This is a genomic window from Affinirhizobium straminoryzae, assembly GCF_007004135.1.
In the GTDB taxonomy this organism is placed as follows: Bacteria; Pseudomonadota; Alphaproteobacteria; order Rhizobiales; family Rhizobiaceae; genus Neorhizobium; species Neorhizobium straminoryzae.
This window is the reverse complement of sequence record NZ_VJMG01000026.1, coordinates 14,043-32,282: the sequence shown is the minus strand read 5'-3', so window position 1 is coordinate 32,282 and position 18,240 is coordinate 14,043. Positions and strand designations below refer to the sequence as shown.

Sequence of the window (18,240 nt, the reverse complement as noted above, 5' to 3'; positions counted from 1 at the left end):
TCAGGCCCGGGCCGCTTGCGCCGCAAGGAAGGCTTCCGCTTCCGCAAGCCCTTCGGGCGAGCCGACGGTGATCCAGCGACCACGAAGATCGGTGCCGAACAGGCGGCTGCGGGCAATCGCCTTGTCGAAATAGATGTTGAGATTGAAGGCGGTGTCCGGCGCATCGTCCATGAAGGCAGTATCCATCACGAAGGCGCCGGCATAGACCACCGGATGTGCGTCTCCCTCCCGGTAGCGCGCTAGCCGACCGTCGGCGGCCATGTCGAAGTCGCGCTTGCCGTCATGACCGATGGCGCGGTCGAGGTCGGTGCACAGCATGGCCATGTCCATGCGCGCGGGATCGTAAAAGGAGATCAGGCGGCGGAGGTTCGAGGCTTCGCCGGCCGGCTCGTTGACCCAGAACAGATCGGCATTCATCACGAGAACCGGGCCGGGCGGCAGAAGCTTCAGCCCCCTGGCGAGCCCCCCGCCATTGTTCATCAGCTGTTCGCGCTCGTCGGAAATGTGGATCCGGAAATCCTGCCGCGCAGCCAGATAGGCTTCCATCTGGTCGGCATGATGGTGCAGGTTGATGGCAAGGGTACGGATGCCGGCTTCGGCCAGCAGGTCGAGGATATAGTCCAGCATCGGTCGTCCGCCGACCGGCACCAGTGGTTTCGGCATGTGATCGGTGATGGGACGAAGGCGCGTGCCGAGCCCTGCGGCCAGCACCATGGCATTTTCGAGGGTCATCGGGTCGGGTCCTGAAGTCGCTCGTGTCTAGACGCTGAAATCGATACCCGCTTCTGCCATCCATTGGCTGAGCTGCGCAAGCACCGGATGGCGAAGCGTCTGATCGAGATAGCCGAGCGTGCGCGGCATGTGCTGCAGATAGCCGGGCTTGCCGTCGCGCTGTTTCAGCCGCACCCAGAGGCCGGCCAGCTTGCAGTTGCGCTGGGCGGCCATGATGGCAAAGGCCGTGCCGAAGCGTTCCGGATCGAATGGCCCTTGCGCGCGGCGTAGCGCCGCGTAGCGGGCGTAGAGGTCTTGTCCGAGATCCGGCGGAATGGTCACCCGCGCATCCTGCAACAGCGAGGCGAGGTCATAGGCGGTCGGGCCGATCATCGCATCCTGGAAATCGATGAGGCCGATGCGCTGCAGACCCTTCCGATCCGCCCGCCAGATCAGATTGGGGGAATGATAGTCGCGCAGCAGCAGATGCCGCTCGGCATCGGCCAGTTCGGCGATCAGTCCGTCCCAGATCGTGGCATAGGCGTCCTTCTCCGCCTCCGTCACCGGCGCGCCCCCGCGCTTCCACGGCAGGTACCAGTCGATCAGCAGGCGGGTTTCGATCTTCATCGCCACCGGATCGAAATCCGGCACATGGTGGATATGGTCCGGTCCAGCGGGAAGATCGCGGACCAGCGGGCTGCCATGCAGATGCGCCAGGCAATCGAGGCTTGCGCGATAGCGTTCGGGAATGGGCGCGCCCGCCTCGTCCACCACGCCCTCCGATCCCAGATGCTCGATCAGCAGGATGCCCTGCGCGTAGTCGACCGCCAGGATTTTCGGCGCGGCAAGACCGAGGCCGAGCAAGTGATCGGCGATGGCCACGAAGGGGTGGGCGGTTTCCGCCAGATGCGCGACCTTGGGATAGGGCTTGCCGTCCAGCACCGGCGGTCCGTCCGGCCGCAGCGGCCAGTCCATCAGCACAAAGGCTTCGCCCGTCTCGCGGGTAATCGTTTCATACGCGCGCAGCGAGGCATCGCCGGTGAGAAAGCGGCGGCTTGCGCCGGCAAAGCCATGCGCATTGAGGAAGACACGGATCTCCAGCACGCGGCGAATCCGGGCAAGAACCGGCTGTGGTCCGGCAATCTCCGCCCGTCGTCCGTCGCCGTCATGGGTGAGGGTGAGGCGGATGCGGTTGGCCGGCAGTTCGGCCTCGGCCATTTCCGGCCACTCCACCAGACAGATGCCATCGCCGAGCGCTTCATCGAAGCCGAGTTCGTCGAGTTCTGATCCATCGGCCAGCCGGTAGAGATCGAAATGCGCAACGGGAATGCGCAGGTCGTAGCTCTGCACCAGCGTAAATGTCGGGCTCGGCACTTCCAGGTCCGGATCGTCCGCCAGCGCCCGCAGGAAGGCGCGCGCCAGCGTCGACTTGCCGGCGCCGAGATCGCCCGACAGCGCCAGGCAGTCGCCGGCTTTCAGCGCCAGCACAAGATCCTCGCCGAAGCGGATCGTCTCCGCCTCGCTGGACAGGGGCAGCGTTAGAGAAGCTTCGGCCATCATTCGGCGGCAACAGACCGGATGTTCATCGCGCTCGGAATGCGGCAGGTCACGATGGTGCCTTCGCCCATCCGGCTATCGATCCTGACATCGCCGTGATGCAGGTTGACGAAGCTTTCGACGATGGAGAGGCCGAGACCGGCGCCGCTCTTCTTGCCGCCCTTGCCGCTGGAGAAGCGGTCGAACACCGTCTTCAGCATATCCTCGCTCATGCCGGGGCCGCGATCGGCGACCGAGAAGAAGAAGTCCGTTCCCTCGCGCCAGCCGCGCAGCGTCACCGTGCCGCCCTCCGGCGAAAAATTCGCTGCATTGGTGATCAGCTTGATCAGGATCTGCTTCAGCCGCTGCTGGTCGGCTACGATGGTGCCGAGGTTCTTCGGCGCCAGGATTTCCAGCGTCACGGCGTTTTCGTAGAGCCGGTCGGCGATCTGCATGGCGACATCGTCCAGCAGGTCGTCGACATCCACCTCGGAATAGTTCAGCTCCATGATGCCGGCATCGACGGTCGCCAGATCGAGAATGTCGTTGACGATGGTCAGGAGCAGCGAGGAGGAGGCGGAGATGTGGTCCACATATTCCGCCTGCCGCTCGTTGAGCTGGCCGATGCCCGGCGTCTTCAGAAGATCGGTGAAACCGATGATGTTGGTGAGCGGCGACCGCAGTTCGTAGGAGACGTGCTGGACGAAATCGTTCTTCAGCTCATCCGCCTTGCGCAGTGCCTCGTTCTTCTCCTTCAGCGCCCGTTCGGCACGCGCACTGTCTGTCATGTTGACGAAGGTCAGCATGGTCTGCGCGTTCGGCAGCGGGATGACCGCATAATCGAGCACGATGCCGGAGAAGAGTTCGAACGTGCCTTGTAGCGAGGGACGCTCGTCGTCGAAGTTGGTCAGCATCTGGCCGAACAGACGCCAGCCGTCCGGCCGGTCGTATTCGGCAGCGCAGGCCGTCTCGATGGCGCGGATATGCGTGCCCGGCGCGGTCTGTTCCTCGGTGAGGCCCCAGAGCGCCCGGAAGGCCGGGTTCGACAGGCGGATGCGTCCGTCCGGCCCGAAGACGGCAACGCCTTCCGCCAGATGGTCGATGGTCTCGCCCTGCACCTTGACCAGCGTGTTGTAGCGGGTTTCGAGATCCACCTGCTCGGTGAGGTTCTCGAACACCCAGGTGACGCCGCCCTGCGGATGCGCGGTGGCAATCACCTGCAGGGTCTGGCCGTTCGGCAGATGCCAGCGGTTGGTCTGCGTGTCGAGCGACCGGTAGACGGAGAGCACGCTTTCCTTCCAGTTGCGCCAGTTCAGCTGCTCCGGCAGCTTGTTCTGGCTGCGCAGACGGTCCAGCAGTTCGTTATGATCGGGTCGGCTTTCCAGGAAGCCGAGATCAAGGTCCCAGAGCCGCGCGAAGGCCTGGTTGTAGAATTGCAGGCGCTGCTCGCGGTCGAAGATGGCAACCGGGGTTGCCAGATGATCCAGCGTCTCCGCATGGCTCTTCAGCGTACGGGTGAGTTCGGCCCGCACGGCCTCCGCTTCGGAGACGTCGATCGCCATGCCGGCGGAGCCGGCCTTGCCGACCACATCAACGACGTCGAACACGGTTCGGTTGCCGCGTACCACGGTCGAGACGCGGTCATGGAAGGGCGAATGCACGGTGGCGGTGGCACGGATCTTCTCGCGCGCGATGCTGCCCAGGAATTCCCGACTTTCCTGCACGGCCTGCGCAGGAGTCGTTGCTTCCACGGCGTCGCCATAGGCCTGGTTCACCCAGGCGAGATTGCCGTCGGGATCGCGATGCCAGACCGGCTGTTCGAGCGAATCGAGCAGTGTCTGGAACAGATTGATGGAGGTCACGAGCCGCTCGCGCTCGATCTTCAATTCCGCAAGTTCGGCGCGCAGATTGTTCAGCGCCACAAAGCGCACGAAAGCCTTGCCACCGGAGACGCGGCCCTGCACGTCGAGAATTTCGTCGCGGTTCGTTTCGACCGCCATCTCAAAGCTGCGCGCCTTGCTGCGCAGCGCTTCGACCGCCCGCTCCAGTTCCGCCGCCGAATGGGGGCGCAGCCAGCGACCGAAGGCGAGGAAATCGCGATCTTCCTGCGGCGCACCGGATTCCGCTGGCAACTGGCCAAGGAATTCCGGCCGCGACGGGCCGGCCTCCCAGATCACGATACGCCGGTTCTTGTCGGCAATCAGCGCCTCGTAGTTCGAGATGCGCTGCTGCGCTTCCGACAGCGCCGAGCGCATTTCCTCGCTCTCGGTCTCCAGATGGCCGCGCTGGCGCACCAGCCAGATCGTCGACAGCAGGGCTGCCGCGATGGCGCCCACCGCAAACGAGGAGAAGATCACCTCCGATGAGGTGAAGAGCCTGCTGGCGCCGATCGCCTGCTGCTGGGCCATCGCCGTACCGGCAATGCCGGAGAGCGCCGTACCGGCGAGGCCGGACGCCATCCGGCGCCAGAACCGCGCCAGGGGAGGTCGGCCGGTTTTCCGACAGGATGTCACCACCAATGATTGTGTCGATGCCGGTGCCTCGTCGCAACCGCCATCCATGAACGGCTTCCCGCGGGAAGCCCGTTTCTTTTCCGCCATTCCGGTCTGTCTCCGTCCGATTTGCCGCTTTGTCGACAAGACATCCCAGTCCGCGCAACGCCGCACCGATGCGCGAATCAAGTGCTAAAACAATATCTGCTTCGCCAAATTGCGGCAAAGGGGGCGGACAAAAAAAGAGGTCGCGGGAAAGTCAAGCCCGCGACCTCTACATCTTGTGGACCGATCTTAGAAAATCAGTACCTGTAGTGCTCTGCCTTGAACGGGCCCTGCTGCGACACGCCAATATAGGCGGCTTGCTCATCCGTGAGCTGGGTAAGCTTCACGCCGAGCTTGGCGAGGTGCAGGCGGGCGACCTTCTCGTCGAGATGCTTCGGCAGCACATACACGCCCGGCTTGTATTCGCCGGTCTTGGTGAACAGCTCGATCTGGCCGAGAACCTGGTTGGTGAACGACGCCGACATCACGAAGGAGGGGTGGCCGGTCGCATTGCCGAGGTTTAGCAGGCGGCCTTCCGAGAGCAGGATCATCCGGTTGCCCTTGGGGAAGGTGATCATGTCCACCTGAGGCTTGATGTTGGTCCACTTCAGGTTCCGCAGCGAGGCGACCTGGATCTCGTTGTCGAAGTGGCCGATATTGCCGACAATCGCCATGTCCTTCATTTCGCGCATGTGCTCGATGCGGATGACGTCCTTGTTGCCGGTGGTGGTGATGAAGATGTCAGCGGAGGAGACGACATCCTCGAGCTGCACCACCTCATAGCCGTCCATGGCGGCCTGCAGGGCACAGATCGGATCGACTTCCGTTACCTTCACGCGGGCGCCGGCACCGGTGAGCGAGGCGGCAGAACCCTTGCCCACGTCGCCATAGCCGCAGACCACGGCGACCTTGCCGGCCATCATCACGTCGGTCGCGCGGCGGATGCCGTCGACCAGCGATTCCTTGCAGCCATACTTGTTGTCGAACTTCGACTTGGTGACACTGTCGTTGACGTTGATCGCCGGGAAGGGCAGCAGGCCGCGCTTGGCGAGGTCATAGAGACGGTGAACGCCCGTGGTGGTTTCTTCCGTGACACCCTTGATCGCATCGCGCTGCCTGGTGAACCAGCCGGGAGAGGCCTTCAGGCGCTTCTTGATCTGGGCGAACAGGATCTCTTCCTCTTCGGAGCCCGGCTTCGACAGAACGTCCTCGCCGGCTTCGGCACGGGCGCCGAGCAGGATGTACATGGTGGCATCGCCGCCATCATCGAGGATCATGTTGGAAAGGCCGCCATCGGTCCACTGGAAGATGCGGTCGGTATAGTCCCAGTATTCGGTGAGCGATTCACCCTTCACGGCAAAGACCGGAATGCCGGCGGCTGCGATCGCGGCAGCCGCATGGTCCTGCGTCGAGAAGATGTTGCAGGAGGCCCAGCGCACATCGGCGCCCAGCACCTTCAGGGTCTCGATCAGCACGGCCGTCTGGATCGTCATGTGCAGCGAGCCGGAAATGCGCGCGCCCTTGAGCGGCTTCGTCTCGCCGAATTCGGCGCGGCAAGCCATCAGGCCCGGCATTTCGGTTTCGGCAATGTCGAGTTCCTTGCGGCCGAAATCGGCAAGCGCGATGTCCGCGACGATGTAATCGTTCTCAACTGTCATGGTGGCTCTCCAGCTTCGCAGGGGGCTACCGTTCATCGGCAAGCCGCGTGGAATCCAGCCATTGCCACAGGGCAACGGCGCTGCCTGCGTTTAGCAGGCTTACCGGAAACTAGCAATAAGGATATAAAGAAGTCTTTATATGATCGTTACATCTCTTCGCCAAACCGGTCGGCGATGAGGCGGGTCAGAGCCTCCAGAGCGGCCTCGGCCTCGTCTCCGCTGGCGCTGACCTCGATGGTGCAGCCAGGGCTGGCTGCCAGCATCATCAGTCCCATGATCGATGTGCCGCCCACCGTCATTCCATCCTTGGAGACGCGGATATCGGCGTTGAAGCCGGCCACGGTCTGGACGAATTTGGCAGACGCCCGCGCATGCAGGCCGCGCTTGTTGATGATCAGCAGTTCACGGGAAAACGGTTCGGACATCGAGCCTGTTCACTTGCCGCTGAGCACGCGGCTTGCCACGTTGATATATTTGCGGCCGGCATCGGCAGCCTCCGCAAGAGCTTTCTGCATGTCGTTCTCGCCGCGCACGCCGGCCAGCTTGATCAGCATCGGCAGGTTGACCCCGGCGATGACCTCGATGCGGCCGCTGTTCATCACGGAGATCGAGAGGTTCGAGGGCGTTCCGCCGAACATATCGGTCAGGATGACCACACCATGGCCGCTGTCGGCGCGCTCGACTGCGGTGACGATATCCTGCCGCCGCTGGTCCATGTCATCGTCGGGACCGATGCAGACGGTCTCGATACATTTCTGGGGTCCCACGACATGCTCCAGCGCATGACGAAATTCCTCAGCCAGCTTGCCATGGGTGACAAGCACCAGTCCGATCATATTGAATTCACCCCCCAGTACAAGGATACGCTCGACCTCGTTTCGCACTGCAACAGGTCAGACGGCGGTGGGAAGCCATCTTGTCCATGTAAAGGCGAAGTGCAAGCTAAAAATCGTCGTGGATCGGTCATGTGAAGGGGCGTTCACCCCGAAAATCGGGTCGCAACGCTGCAATCAAGGCAAGCGGCTGCGTTGTGCTGCGCAAGAGGCGCAGGAGTGGAAGGCGAGCGGCTTCATCCAGAGCGAGCATTTCATTGTCGGGCGGCAGGCGTTCTGCTGTGTCATTTGGCACAACGCGGATGACGAGATCCAGACTTGCCTTTGCGATGCTGTCCAACCGCGCAATGCCGCTGCCGAAAATCTCGATGAGGCCCGCAATCGAGGCCGGGCGTTCCGCGATCAGCCTGTCTCCCGTCCTGCGGATGAAGACCTGATCATCCGCGATGAGTGCGGCAAATGCGCCGGCGCGCCGCGCCTCCTGAAGGCAGGTAAAGGCGAGCGTCGATTTTCCGCTGCCTGAGGGGCCGACGAACAACAGGCCCCGCGTGCCGACGACGATCGCCGTACCGTGCACATTGGTGGCCTGCACCGTCACGCGCTGCCTCCTGCCGGCAGGGTGAGCGTGAAGCGGGCGCCGGTGACGGTACCACCGCTTTTCAGGTTCTCCGCCTTCAACGCGCCGCCATGAGCCTCCGCGATCTGCCGGCTGATGGAAAGACCAAGCCCGGAATTCTGGCCAAAGCTCTCCCCTTCGGGACGGTCGGTGTAGAAGCGTTCGAAGATGCGGTCGATGTCTTCGGCGCGGATGCCCGGCCCGTTGTCATCCACCTGGATCACGCAGTTCCCGCGCTGGCGGCTGAGCTTGACGGTGATGCGGCCATCCTTGTCCGGCACGAAGGAGCGGGCATTCTCGATCAGGTTGGTGATGATCTGGCCAAGGCGCAGGTCATGACCATGCACCAGATAGCTTGCCCTGGTGCCGGGCTTGTGTTCCACTGCCAGTTCGATGTTGACAGGCTTTCGACCGGTGCGGATCTGCCGGGAAATATCGACCAGATTGCCGAGCAGCACTTCGAGATCGACCGGTGCCGCGTCCGAACGGGCGAGTTCCGCATCAAGGCGCGAGGCATCGGAAATATCGGTGATCAGGCGGTCGAGGCGGCGTACATCGTGGAGGATGATGTTGGTCAGCCGTTGCTTGGAATCCTCGGTCTTGGCCAGCGGCAGGGTTTCGACGGCGCTGCGCAGCGAGGTCAGCGGGTTCTTCAGCTCATGGCTCACATCGGCGGCAAAGCTCTCGATCGCATCGATCCGGTCGTAAAGCGCGTTCGTCATGTCGCGCAGGGCGATCGAAAGATTGCCGATCTCGTCCTGGCGGGCGGAGAAATCCGGAATCTCCTCGCGTTGCTTCACCCCGCGCCGCACGCGGATCGCCGCGGCCGAGAGGCGGCGCAGCGGGTTGGCGATGGTGGAGGACAAAAGCAGCGACAGCAGGATGTTGACGAGGGTCGCGACGCCGAAGACGCGCATGATCGCCAGACGTTCCGCATGCACGATGTTGTCGATGTCGCCGGCCTGGGTGGAGAGCAGGAGCACGCCGAGCACGGCGCGGAAGCGCTGCACCGGGACTGCGACCGAAACGATCAGTTCACCCTTGTCGGTGACGCGCACCACCGCACCCCGCACGCCGGTCAGCGCATTCATCACTTCGGGATAGATCGAGCCATCGCCGCCCGGTGCTTCCTTGTAGGCCGGCAGATTTCCGGGCTGCAGCAGGCGGTTGAAGATGCCGGCAAACCATTCGCTCCAGGTGACCGTCTCGTTTTCCACCGGCGGCAGGTCGTAGCGCAGAACCTGGCCGCGCGAATAAAGATGACGCGAATCAAGCAGCAGGTTGGCATCGGCATCGAACAAACGTGCGCGGGTGCGGGTCGGCGAAATCAGCCGGCGCAACACGGGGGCGACACGCTCGGGATCGATCGGAAAATCGAGATCCTCGTCGTTCGGAACCGGCGTGATGCTCTGGCCGGCCTGCAGTTCAAGGAGCTTCTGCGGATCGATGGTGATCGAATTGGTATCGACGGACGCGGAGGCCGAAATGGCGCCGGCAATGATTTCGCCTTGCGTCAGCAGGCTTTCGACGCGCGCATCGATCAGCCCCTCGCGGAACTGGTTGAGGTAGAGAATGCCGCCGACCAGAACCACCGTCGCGGCAATGTTGAAGAACAGGATTCGGCGCGTGAGGCTGGAAAAAACCGCGTTGCCGAAGATACGGCGCATCAGGGTGAAGGGATGCGACCACAGCCGTCGGGCAGGGCGGACGGGTTGTACCTCGTCCGCACCCCGGTCTTCGGAATCCATCGTCTGATCGGCCACGCCTTTCCCTTTCACGGCGACCGCCGGCCGTCTCGGCGATCAGTGTGCATCGAGGCGCCGATGCGCCTTACGTCCACGTCGCCTCAGGCCGCTTCGCGGAACCGGTAGCCTACGCCGTAGAGCGTTTCGATCATATCGAAATCGCCGTCAACCATTTTGAACTTCTTGCGAAGGCGCTTGATGTGGCTGTCGATGGTGCGATCATCGACATAGACCTGCTCGTCATAGGCAGCATCCATCAGCGCATCGCGGCTCTTCACCACGCCGGGACGCTGGGCCAGCGAATGCAGGATGAGGAATTCGGTGACGGTCAGCGTCACCGGCTCGCCCTTCCAGGTGCAGGTATGGCGCTCCTGGTCCATGGTCAGCTGGCCGCGCTCCAGCGTGCGGGCCTGCTGGTCGGCGGCAGCCTTCGGCGTGCCCGGTGCGGCTCCCGGCGCATCGCCCTTCATCGAGCGTCGCAGGATGGCCTTCACGCGCTCCACCAGAAGGCGCTGTGAGAAGGGTTTGGTGATGAAGTCGTCGGCGCCCATCTTGAGGCCGAACAGTTCGTCGATCTCCTCGTCCTTGGAGGTGAGGAAGATCACCGGCAGATCGGATTTCTGGCGCAGGCGGCGCAGCAGCTCCATGCCGTCCATGCGCGGCATTTTGATATCGAAGATCGCCAGATGCGGCGGACGCGCCAGAAGTCCGTCCAGCGCAGAGGCTCCGTCGGTATAGGTTTCGACGCGATAGCCTTCCGCCTCAAGCGCAATGGACACCGAGGTGAGAATATTGCGATCGTCGTCCACCAACGCAATGGTCTGCATTCTGTCTGTCTCCGCCATTCTGCACGCATCTCCTGGATTGTGGCCCAGCCGGGCTCATGCCCGGTTGCTGCGTTTCATGGGGATAAAGGTGGAACAAATTGTGGCAAAGATAAAGGGGGCGGTGGTTCGGGTTGTTCGTCCACGCAGCGACAGGGAGGCATTCAAACCGATTTAAAATGCCAAAAAAGTTTTTAAATCGATTAATTATTTGATTTTATTACATTAATTCAAGAATCAGCTTGCACTTTTTTAAACCCGTCGCTAGCCTTCACCCAACATCAACGTCAGCTTAAAGGAAAGCGCGACATGGAGGAGTACGGAGTTCACAATCCGTCGAATGGCCTTTCTGCCCTCGGTCTGGTGGGTGCTTCGCACGTCCACTACAATCTGAACGAGAGCGAACTCTATGAAGCCGCGCTGCGCAACGGCGAGGCCGAGCTGACGATCGACGGGGCGCTTCGCGCCGTCACGGGACAGCACACCGGCCGCTCGCCGAAGGACAAGTTCGTGGTGCGTGATGCCAGCACCGAGCCGCATATCTGGTGGGACAACAACAAGCCGATGTCCCCGGAGCATTTCGAGCTTCTGCGGCAGGACATGCTGGCCCATGCCGCCGGCAAGACGCTCTATGTGCAGGATCTCGTGGGCGGTGCCGACCGCGACTACGCGTTGCCGACCCGTGTCGTGACCGAGCTTGCCTGGCATGCGCTGTTCATCCGCAACCTGCTGATTCGCCCGGACCGGTCGACGCTTCCTGCCTTCCAGCAGAAGCTGACGATCATCAATCTGCCGAGCTTCCGCGCCGATCCGGCCCGCCACGGCTGCCGTACGGAAACCGTGATCGCCTGCGATCTCGCCAATGGTCTCGTCCTGATCGGCGGCACCTCCTATGCCGGCGAGAACAAGAAGTCGGTCTTCACGGTGCTGAACTACCTGCTGCCGGAAAAGGGCGTCATGCCGATGCACTGCTCGGCCAATGTCGGTCCGGATGGCGATGCCGCCGTGTTCTTCGGCCTGTCGGGCACCGGCAAGACCACGCTGTCGGCCGATCCGAACCGCACGCTGATCGGCGATGACGAGCATGGCTGGGGCGAAAACGGCATCTTCAACTTCGAAGGCGGCTGCTATGCCAAGGCGATCCGCCTGTCGGCCGAAGCCGAGCCGGAAATCTATGCCGCCACACGCCGCTTTGGCACCGTGCTGGAAAACGTGGTGATGGACGAACACCGCGTCCCGAACTTCGATGATGCCTCGCTGACGGAAAACACCCGCAGCGCCTATCCGCTGCACTTCATCCCGAACGCCTCGGACACGGGTCTTGCCCCGCATCCGAAGACGATCATCATGCTGACCGCCGACGCCTTCGGCGTGATGCCGCCGATCGCCAAGCTGACGCCCGAGCAGGCCATGTACCACTTCCTCTCCGGTTACACCGCCAAGGTGGCCGGCACGGAAAAGGGCGTGACCGAGCCGGAAGCGACCTTCTCCACCTGCTTCGGCGCGCCCTTCATGCCGCGGCATCCGACGGAATACGGCAACCTGCTGCGTGACCTGATCGCTCTTCACGGCGTCGATTGCTGGCTGGTCAACACCGGCTGGACGGGGGGCGCCTATGGCGTCGGTCGCCGCATGCCGATCAAGGCGACGCGTGCGCTTCTGACGGCGGCCCTCACCGGGGAGCTGAACAAGGCCGAGTTCCGCATCGACGCCAATTTCGGCTTTGCCGTGCCGGTCGCCGTGCCAGGTGTCGAGACCGCCATTCTCGACCCGCGCTCGACCTGGGCCGATGGCGCCGCCTATGACGCCCAGGCCACCAAGCTCGTCAACATGTTCATTTCCAACTTCACGAAGTTCGAGAGCCATGTGGACAGCACGGTACGCGATGCCGCCCCTGGCCTGCTGGCCGCTGCCGAGTAGCGACTCACGTGGAACATCGCAAGCCGTCGAGGTGCAGAGCCTCGGCGGTTTTCTTTTGTCCGCGCTTGTGAAATAGAGAGGACATGGCCAGCGATCCTCTCGTCATCAGCAACCGCATTACTCTTGCCGGATGGGAACTGACGGAACAATTCGTGCTGGCCGGCGGACCGGGCGGACAGAATGTCAACAAGGTCTCCACCGCCGTCCAGCTGTTCTTCAATCTGATGGGCTCACCGGCGCTTTCCGATCGCATCAAGGAGAATGCCGCGAAACTCGCGGGCCGCCGCCTCACCAAGGAGGGCGTGCTGATCATCGAGGCGAACAGGTTTCGCAGCCAGGAGCGCAACCGCGAAGACGCGCGCGAACGGCTGAAGGAACTGATTCTCGAAGCCGCCAAGCCGCCGCCGCCGCCGCGCCGCAAGACGAAGCCGACCAAGGGTTCCGTCGAACGGCGGCTCAAGGAAAAATCGGGCCGTTCGGACATCAAGAAGATGCGCGGCCGCCCGGACGGCGACTGAGGTTCCCATGGTGCTGATGGTCAACGGCATCGCGTATCATGCCGAGACGCTCGATCGCGCGGCGCAGGAGCATCTCGTCGAGGTGATTCGCGCCGTGGTCGGGGAGGCCCCGCTCTATGTACCGGTGATGCCGGGCACGGGACAGCCGATGTCGGTGCGGATGACCAATTGCGGGCCGCTCGGCTGGGTCACGGACAAGGCCCGCGGCTATCGCTACCAGGAGACGCATCCGGTGACGGGGAAAGCCTGGCCCGCCATGCCGGCAGAACTTCTGGCGCTGTGGGATCGGTTTTCCGGCTATCCCAAGCCGCCGCAGGCCTGCCTCATCAACTTCTATGCCGACGAGGCCCGCATGGGCCTGCATCAGGATCGCGACGAGGAGGATCTTGAGGCGCCGGTGGTCTCCATCTCGCTCGGCAATGCCTGCCTGTTTCGGATCGGGGGGCGCATGCGGAGCGACAAGACAACATCCCTGCGCCTGTCGAGCGGCGATGTCGTGGTGCTTGGCGGGGAGGGCAGGCTTGCCTTTCACGGCGTCGACCGGATCTATCCCGGCACCTCCACGCTGCTGAAGAATGGCGGACGCATCAATCTCACCCTGCGGCGGGTCCATCGCTGACGATGCAGACGCATCGCGGGCGATCCATCGCGTGTGATCGATCGCCTACAGCTTGCGCAGCGCAACCGTTTCGATGAAGTGATTGCTGCCCTTGCGCAGAATGAGGTCTGCCCGGGGGCGGGTCGGCAGGATGTTCTGCCGCAGGTTCTTCAGGTTGATGTTTTCCCACAGACCTTCCGCGATGGCCAGCGCTGCCGATTCGTCGATCGTCGCATAGCGGTGGAAGAAGGAGGTGGGATCGCGGAAGGCCGTCTGGCGCAGCCGCATGAAGCGTTCCACATACCAGTTGTGGATCTGCCGTTCCTCGGCATCGATATAGATCGAGAAATCGAAGAAGTCCGAGACCATCGGCACGATGGTGCCGTCGGCGGGCAGGGTGCGCGATTGCAGCACGTTGATGCCCTCGAAGATCAGGATGTCCGGCCGGTCGATGATCGCATATTCATCCTGCAGCACGTCATAGGTCAGGTGCGAATAGCGGGGGGCCCGCACATCCGGCTTGCCGGCCTTGATCGCCGAGAGGAAGCGCAGCAGCGCGCCGATGTCATAGCTTTCCGGAAACCCCTTGCGCTCCATCAGGTTTTCACGGCGCAGCACCGCGTTCGGATAGAGAAAGCCGTCGGTGGTGACGAGATCGACCTTGGGGCTGGAGGGCCAGCGGGCCAGCAATTCCTTCAGGATACGCGCCGTGGTGGACTTTCCCACCGCGACCGAGCCGGCAATGCCGATGACGAAGGGTGTCTTCACCTGATCCGACAGGCTGAGGAAGCGGTTGCGCTGCTGGAAGAGCAGTTGCGAGGCTTCCACATGTGCCGACAACAGGCGCGACAGCGACAGATAGATGCGCCGCACCTCGTCAAGGTCGATCGGATCGTCCAGCGAGCGCAGGCGCTTCACTTCGTCCGCCGTCAGCGTCAGAGGCGTGTCGGCGCGAAACTTCGCCCATTCCTCTGACGTAAACAGGAAGAAGGGGGAGTAGTTTCCGGCGGGGGCGTGCTCTGGCGGGATATCCGATTCGATGGGCTGTGTGGCGATCGTCATGAGGGCTGTCGGCTCGCCTTTTCCTGCAGGCCCGATTGGGCGGTGCGACGTTGAAGCTCTTGCAGCACATCCTGCAACGGAACGCCGGCAATCTTCAATACGACCATCAGATGATAAATCAGATCCGCGGCTTCGGCCGTCAGGTTCTCGCGGTCGTCGCGCAGCGCCGCAATAACCGTCTCGACGGCTTCCTCGCCAAGCTTCTTTGCCGCCTTGTCCTGGCCGGCGGCCACCAGCTTGGCGGTCCAGGATTGCGAAGGGTCCGCCTTGGCGCGCTCGGCCACGATCGCTTCCAGATCGCTGAGGGAAAAGTCGCTCATCTCTGTCTCCTCAGTCCAGACGCATCGCAATGCCGTGCTCGGCCATGTAGCGCTTGGCCTCGCCGATGGAATAGGTGCCGAAATGGAAGATGGAGGCGGCGAGCACGGCCGTCGCGTGGCCTTCCTTCACACCCGCCACCAGGTCGTCGAGCGAACCGACGCCGCCGGAGGCGATCACCGGCACCCGCACCGCATCGGCAATCGCGCGCGTCAGTTCGAGATCGTAGCCGATCTTGGTGCCGTCGCGGTCCATCGACGTGACCAGCAACTCGCCGGCCCCGCGCTCGACCATGCGCACGGCAAACTCCACCGCATCGATGCCCGTCGCGTTGCGGCCGCCATGGGTGTAGATTTCCCAGGCGCTGGCATTGTCCTGACCCGGACCCTGCGTCCGCCGCCGCTTGGCATCGATCGACACGACGATGCACTGGTTGCCGAACTTGTCGGCGGCTTCGGCGACGAAATCCGGATTGTTCACTGCCGCCGAATTGATCGACACCTTGTCGGCGCCGGCAAGCAGCAGCTTGCGGATATCGGACACGGCCCGCACACCACCGCCGACGGTCAGCGGCATGAAGCAGTGCTCCGCCGTCTGGGCCACCACCTCGAAGATGGTGTCGCGATTGTCGGAGGAGGCGGTGATATCGAGGAAGCAGAGCTCGTCGGCACCCGCCGCATCATAGGCTTTCGCTGCCTCGACCGGATCTCCCGCATCGATCAGATCGACGAAGTTGACGCCCTTGACGACACGGCCGTCCTTGACGTCCAGGCAGGGGATGACGCGGGCTTTCAGGGTCATGCACGGCCTCCCTTGGCAGCGCGAATGAGGGCGAGCGCTTCCGCCGGGTCGATGCGCCCGTCATAGAGCGCGCGGCCGGAGATGGCGCCTTCGAGCCGTGCCGCATCCGGCTCCAGCATGCGGCGGATGTCGTCGAGCGAGGCGAGGCCGCCCGAGGCGATCACCGGGATCGAGACGGATTCGGCCAGCTCCAGCGTGGAGGCCCAGTTGATGCCGGCGAGAATGCCGTCGCGGTCGATGTCGGTGTAGATGATTGCGGCAACGCCGGCGCCCTCGAATTTCTTCGCGAGTTCCACCACGCCGAGTTCGGAGGCCTCCGCCCAGCCCTCGACGGCCACCTTGCCGCCCTTGGCATCGATGCCGACAGCGATCTGGCCGGGAAATTTCTGGCAGGCCTCGATGACCAGCGCCGGATTGCGCACCGCCACCGTGCCGAGGATGACGCGGGCCAGCCCGCGCGAAAGCCAGGCTTCGATATGATCGAGCGTCCGGATGCCGCCGCCGAGCTGTACCGGGTTCTTCGTTGCCTTCAGGATGGCATCGACGGCAAAGCCGTTGCGACTTTCACCGGCAAAGGCGCCGTCCAGATCCACCACATGCAGCCATTCGAAACCCTGGTCCTCGAAGGCACGGGCCTGGGCGGCGGGGTCGGGATTGTAGATGGTGGCCTGCTCCATGTCGCCGAGCTTCAGGCGCACGCACTGGCCGTCTTTCAGGTCGATAGCCGGGAAAAGGATCATGTCAGGGCTTCCAGCGCAGGAAATTCGAAATGAGGGCAAGGCCGAGCGTCTGGCTCTTTTCCGGATGGAACTGAGCGCCGGCCGTGTTGTCATGGGCGACGAAGGCAGTCACCGCGCCACCGTAATCGGTGGTCGCCACCACATCATCCGCGTTCTCTGCTGCCAGATGGTAGGAATGCACGAAATAGGCGTGCAGCCCGTCCGGGCCTGTCGGGATGCCCTCGAACAGCGCATGCGGCCGGTTGAGCGTCAGCGTGTTCCAGCCGATCTGCGGGATCTTCAGCGTCGGATCGGACGGTGTCATTTCCGTCACGTCGCCACGGATCCAGCCAAATCCTTGCGTCACGTCCTTCTCCAGGCCGCGCGAAGACATCAGCTGCATGCCGACGCAGATGCCCAGAAAGGGACGGCCCTTGCCCTTGACCGTCTCGAACAATGCCTCTTCCATGCCGTCCACCGCGGCAAGTCCACGACGGCAATCGGCATAGGCGCCAACGCCCGGCAGGACGATGCGGTCGGCGGCGGTCACGATCTCCGGCCGGTCGGTCAGCGAGATCTCGGCCTCGAGACCGGCCTCACGGGCGGCGCGCTCGAAGGCCTTCGTTGCGGACCGGAGATTACCCGATCCGTAGTCGATGATTGCAACGCGCATCAGCGTCCTCCACCAATGTCAAAAAGCCCAAGCGCCGGTCGGCCATGGGCGAACCCCTGGGCGGACCTCTGGGCGGGCGGGGAGAGTTTGTTCCAGTCGGTCACCGGCACGAATGGCTTTGGCGCTTCGGCGGGAAGGCTGGAAAAGTAGATGGTCTCGGCGGTCGCCAGGTCCGGTGCCGTCACGACGTCGCAGAGTGTCCAGCCGCGTCGGACAAGTGTCGTCATCCGGATATGGCGACCCTCCAGGCCGATCAGAAGGGCAATGCCGAACTGCATGAGCGCCCCCGCCCAGAACAGCCCGGGCTGATCGCCGAGCCATACGGCAAAACCCTGCGCCAGAAGCGTGGCGATGCCGGCCAGCCAGCAGCGGCCGACCAGCAGCCAAAGCGCCGGAAACAGGAAGCCGAGCCAGGTGAAGCGGTCCGCCACGAAGCGGGTCGAGGCGTGGTCGCGATCCGGCCCCTGCGGCGGTGTCAGAACGATAAAGCTGGTCAAGGCTCCTCCTGACGGCGTCAGACCAGCGTGCCCTTGGTCGAGGGAACGCGGCCCGCCTGGCGCGGATCGATTTCGGTGGCGGTTCTCAGTACGCGGGCCACGGCCTTGAAGCAGGTTTCCGCAATGTGGTGGTTGTTGGCGCCGTAATGGTTCAGCACATGCAGCGTGATGCCCGCATTCTGGGCCAGCGCCTGAAAGAATTCCCGCACCAGTTCCGTATCGAAACTGCCGATCTTCGGCGCGCTGAAGGCAACGTTCCAGACGAGGAACGGCCGTCCGGACAGATCCACGGCGGCCTTGGTCATCGTCTCGTCCATGGCAAGGTCGATCGAGGCATAGCGCGTGATGCCGCGACGGTCGCCCAGCGCCTTGGCAATCGCCTGGCCGATCGCGATCCCGGTATCCTCCACCGAATGGTGATCGTCGATATGCAGGTCGCCCTTGCAGTCGATCTCCATGTCGATCAGCGAATGTCGCGACAGCTGCTCCAGCATATGGTCGAAAAAACCGATGCCCGTCTCGATTTTCGAAGTGCCGGTGCCGTCCAGATTGACGGTTACGGAAATCGAGGTTTCGTTCGTCTTGCGCGAAACGGAGGCGCGGCGCTCGCTCATACTGGTCACCGGAAGCTTGGGCACGACATGATCTGCGCTGCTTATCAGCCGCGCCGCTGC

Annotated in this window: 19 protein-coding genes; 3 read left to right on the top strand and 16 right to left on the bottom strand. The window is 63.2% G+C overall.

The features are described from left to right. From FNA46_RS11005 to FNA46_RS10965, 9 genes are all read right to left on the bottom strand, one after another. Positions 1 to 732: a nucleotidyltransferase family protein gene (locus FNA46_RS11005; protein WP_143125245.1), complete on the bottom strand. Its 732-nt coding sequence runs from the start codon at positions 730 to 732 to the stop codon at positions 1 to 3. Positions 733 to 759: 27 nt separating this feature from the next. Next, positions 760 to 2,271 carry a tRNA (adenosine(37)-N6)-threonylcarbamoyltransferase complex ATPase subunit type 1 TsaE gene (tsaE, locus tag FNA46_RS11000; RefSeq protein ID WP_143125244.1) on the bottom strand — a complete coding sequence of 504 codons (1,512 nt, stop codon included), beginning with the start codon at positions 2,269 to 2,271 and terminating at the stop codon, positions 760 to 762. Next, positions 2,268 to 4,847 carry an ATP-binding protein gene (locus FNA46_RS10995; RefSeq protein ID WP_143125243.1) on the bottom strand — a complete coding sequence of 860 codons (2,580 nt, stop codon included), beginning with the start codon at positions 4,845 to 4,847 and terminating at the stop codon, positions 2,268 to 2,270. The genes tsaE and FNA46_RS10995 overlap by 4 nt, the downstream gene beginning before the upstream one ends. Positions 4,848 to 5,041: 194 nt before the next feature. Further along, positions 5,042 to 6,442, bottom strand: a complete 1,401-nt coding sequence (gene ahcY / locus FNA46_RS10990) for an adenosylhomocysteinase (RefSeq protein ID WP_143125242.1) — start codon at positions 6,440 to 6,442, stop codon at positions 5,042 to 5,044. A gap of 146 nt (positions 6,443 to 6,588) precedes the next feature. Further along, positions 6,589 to 6,867, bottom strand: a complete 279-nt coding sequence (locus tag FNA46_RS10985; RefSeq protein WP_143125241.1) for an HPr family phosphocarrier protein — start codon at positions 6,865 to 6,867, stop codon at positions 6,589 to 6,591. A gap of 9 nt (positions 6,868 to 6,876) precedes the next feature. Further along, the gene (locus FNA46_RS10980; RefSeq protein ID WP_143125240.1) at positions 6,877 to 7,278 is read right to left on the bottom strand and encodes a PTS sugar transporter subunit IIA; all 402 of its coding nucleotides are present in this window, start codon (positions 7,276 to 7,278) and stop codon (positions 6,877 to 6,879) included. A gap of 127 nt (positions 7,279 to 7,405) precedes the next feature. After that, a complete protein-coding gene (locus FNA46_RS10975; RefSeq protein WP_143125239.1) occupies positions 7,406 to 7,873 on the bottom strand; it encodes an HPr kinase/phosphorylase in 468 nt (155 codons plus the stop codon). Further along, positions 7,870 to 9,639, bottom strand: a complete 1,770-nt coding sequence (locus FNA46_RS10970) for a sensor histidine kinase (protein WP_143125260.1) — start codon at positions 9,637 to 9,639, stop codon at positions 7,870 to 7,872. The genes FNA46_RS10975 and FNA46_RS10970 overlap by 4 nt, the downstream gene beginning before the upstream one ends. Before the next feature lie 98 nt (positions 9,640 to 9,737). After that, entirely contained in the window at positions 9,738 to 10,463 is a 726-nt protein-coding gene (locus tag FNA46_RS10965; RefSeq protein ID WP_143125238.1) for a response regulator transcription factor, read from the bottom strand. Between the two features lie 306 nt (positions 10,464 to 10,769). On the opposite strand from FNA46_RS10965, the gene FNA46_RS10960 reads away from it, so the two are divergent. From FNA46_RS10960 to FNA46_RS10950, 3 genes are all read left to right on the top strand, one after another. Further along, positions 10,770 to 12,380, top strand: a complete 1,611-nt coding sequence (locus tag FNA46_RS10960; protein WP_143125237.1) for a phosphoenolpyruvate carboxykinase — start codon at positions 10,770 to 10,772, stop codon at positions 12,378 to 12,380. A gap of 83 nt (positions 12,381 to 12,463) precedes the next feature. After that, entirely contained in the window at positions 12,464 to 12,898 is a 435-nt protein-coding gene (gene arfB / locus FNA46_RS10955; RefSeq protein WP_143125236.1) for an alternative ribosome rescue aminoacyl-tRNA hydrolase ArfB, read from the top strand. 7 nt (positions 12,899 to 12,905) lie between these two features. Next, positions 12,906 to 13,517 carry an alpha-ketoglutarate-dependent dioxygenase AlkB family protein gene (locus tag FNA46_RS10950; RefSeq protein ID WP_143125235.1) on the top strand — a complete coding sequence of 204 codons (612 nt, stop codon included), beginning with the start codon at positions 12,906 to 12,908 and terminating at the stop codon, positions 13,515 to 13,517. 45 nt (positions 13,518 to 13,562) lie between these two features. On the opposite strand, the gene coaA is transcribed toward FNA46_RS10950, so the two are convergent. Genes coaA through hisB form a run of 7 tightly spaced genes read right to left on the bottom strand, consistent with a single transcriptional unit; the run spans position 13,563 to position 18,180 of the window. Further along, on the bottom strand, positions 13,563 to 14,558 hold the full coding sequence (coaA, locus tag FNA46_RS10945) for a type I pantothenate kinase (RefSeq protein WP_143125234.1): 996 nt from the start codon (positions 14,556 to 14,558) through the stop codon (positions 13,563 to 13,565). Then, positions 14,555 to 14,878, bottom strand: a complete 324-nt coding sequence (locus tag FNA46_RS10940) for a phosphoribosyl-ATP diphosphatase (RefSeq protein WP_143125233.1) — start codon at positions 14,876 to 14,878, stop codon at positions 14,555 to 14,557. The genes coaA and FNA46_RS10940 overlap by 4 nt, the downstream gene beginning before the upstream one ends. A 10-nt stretch (positions 14,879 to 14,888) precedes the next feature. Beyond that, positions 14,889 to 15,677, bottom strand: a complete 789-nt coding sequence (gene hisF, locus FNA46_RS10935; RefSeq protein ID WP_143125232.1) for an imidazole glycerol phosphate synthase subunit HisF — start codon at positions 15,675 to 15,677, stop codon at positions 14,889 to 14,891. Beyond that, positions 15,674 to 16,417 (bottom strand): 1-(5-phosphoribosyl)-5-[(5-phosphoribosylamino)methylideneamino]imidazole-4-carboxamide isomerase, encoded by a 744-nt coding sequence (gene hisA / locus FNA46_RS10930; protein WP_143125231.1) that lies wholly within the window; start codon positions 16,415 to 16,417, stop codon positions 15,674 to 15,676. The genes hisF and hisA overlap by 4 nt, the downstream gene beginning before the upstream one ends. 1 nt (position 16,418) lies before the next feature. Further along, positions 16,419 to 17,069, bottom strand: coding sequence for an imidazole glycerol phosphate synthase subunit HisH (gene hisH / locus FNA46_RS10925; protein WP_143125230.1), 651 nt, complete (start codon positions 17,067 to 17,069; stop codon positions 16,419 to 16,421). Continuing rightward, positions 17,069 to 17,566, bottom strand: coding sequence for a DUF2628 domain-containing protein (locus FNA46_RS10920; protein ID WP_185969802.1), 498 nt, complete (start codon positions 17,564 to 17,566; stop codon positions 17,069 to 17,071). Before FNA46_RS10920 ends, hisH begins: the two co-directional genes overlap by 1 nt. A gap of 17 nt (positions 17,567 to 17,583) precedes the next feature. Then, entirely contained in the window at positions 17,584 to 18,180 is a 597-nt protein-coding gene (hisB, locus tag FNA46_RS10915; RefSeq protein ID WP_143125229.1) for an imidazoleglycerol-phosphate dehydratase HisB, read from the bottom strand. Positions 18,181 to 18,240 lie beyond the last annotated feature (60 nt).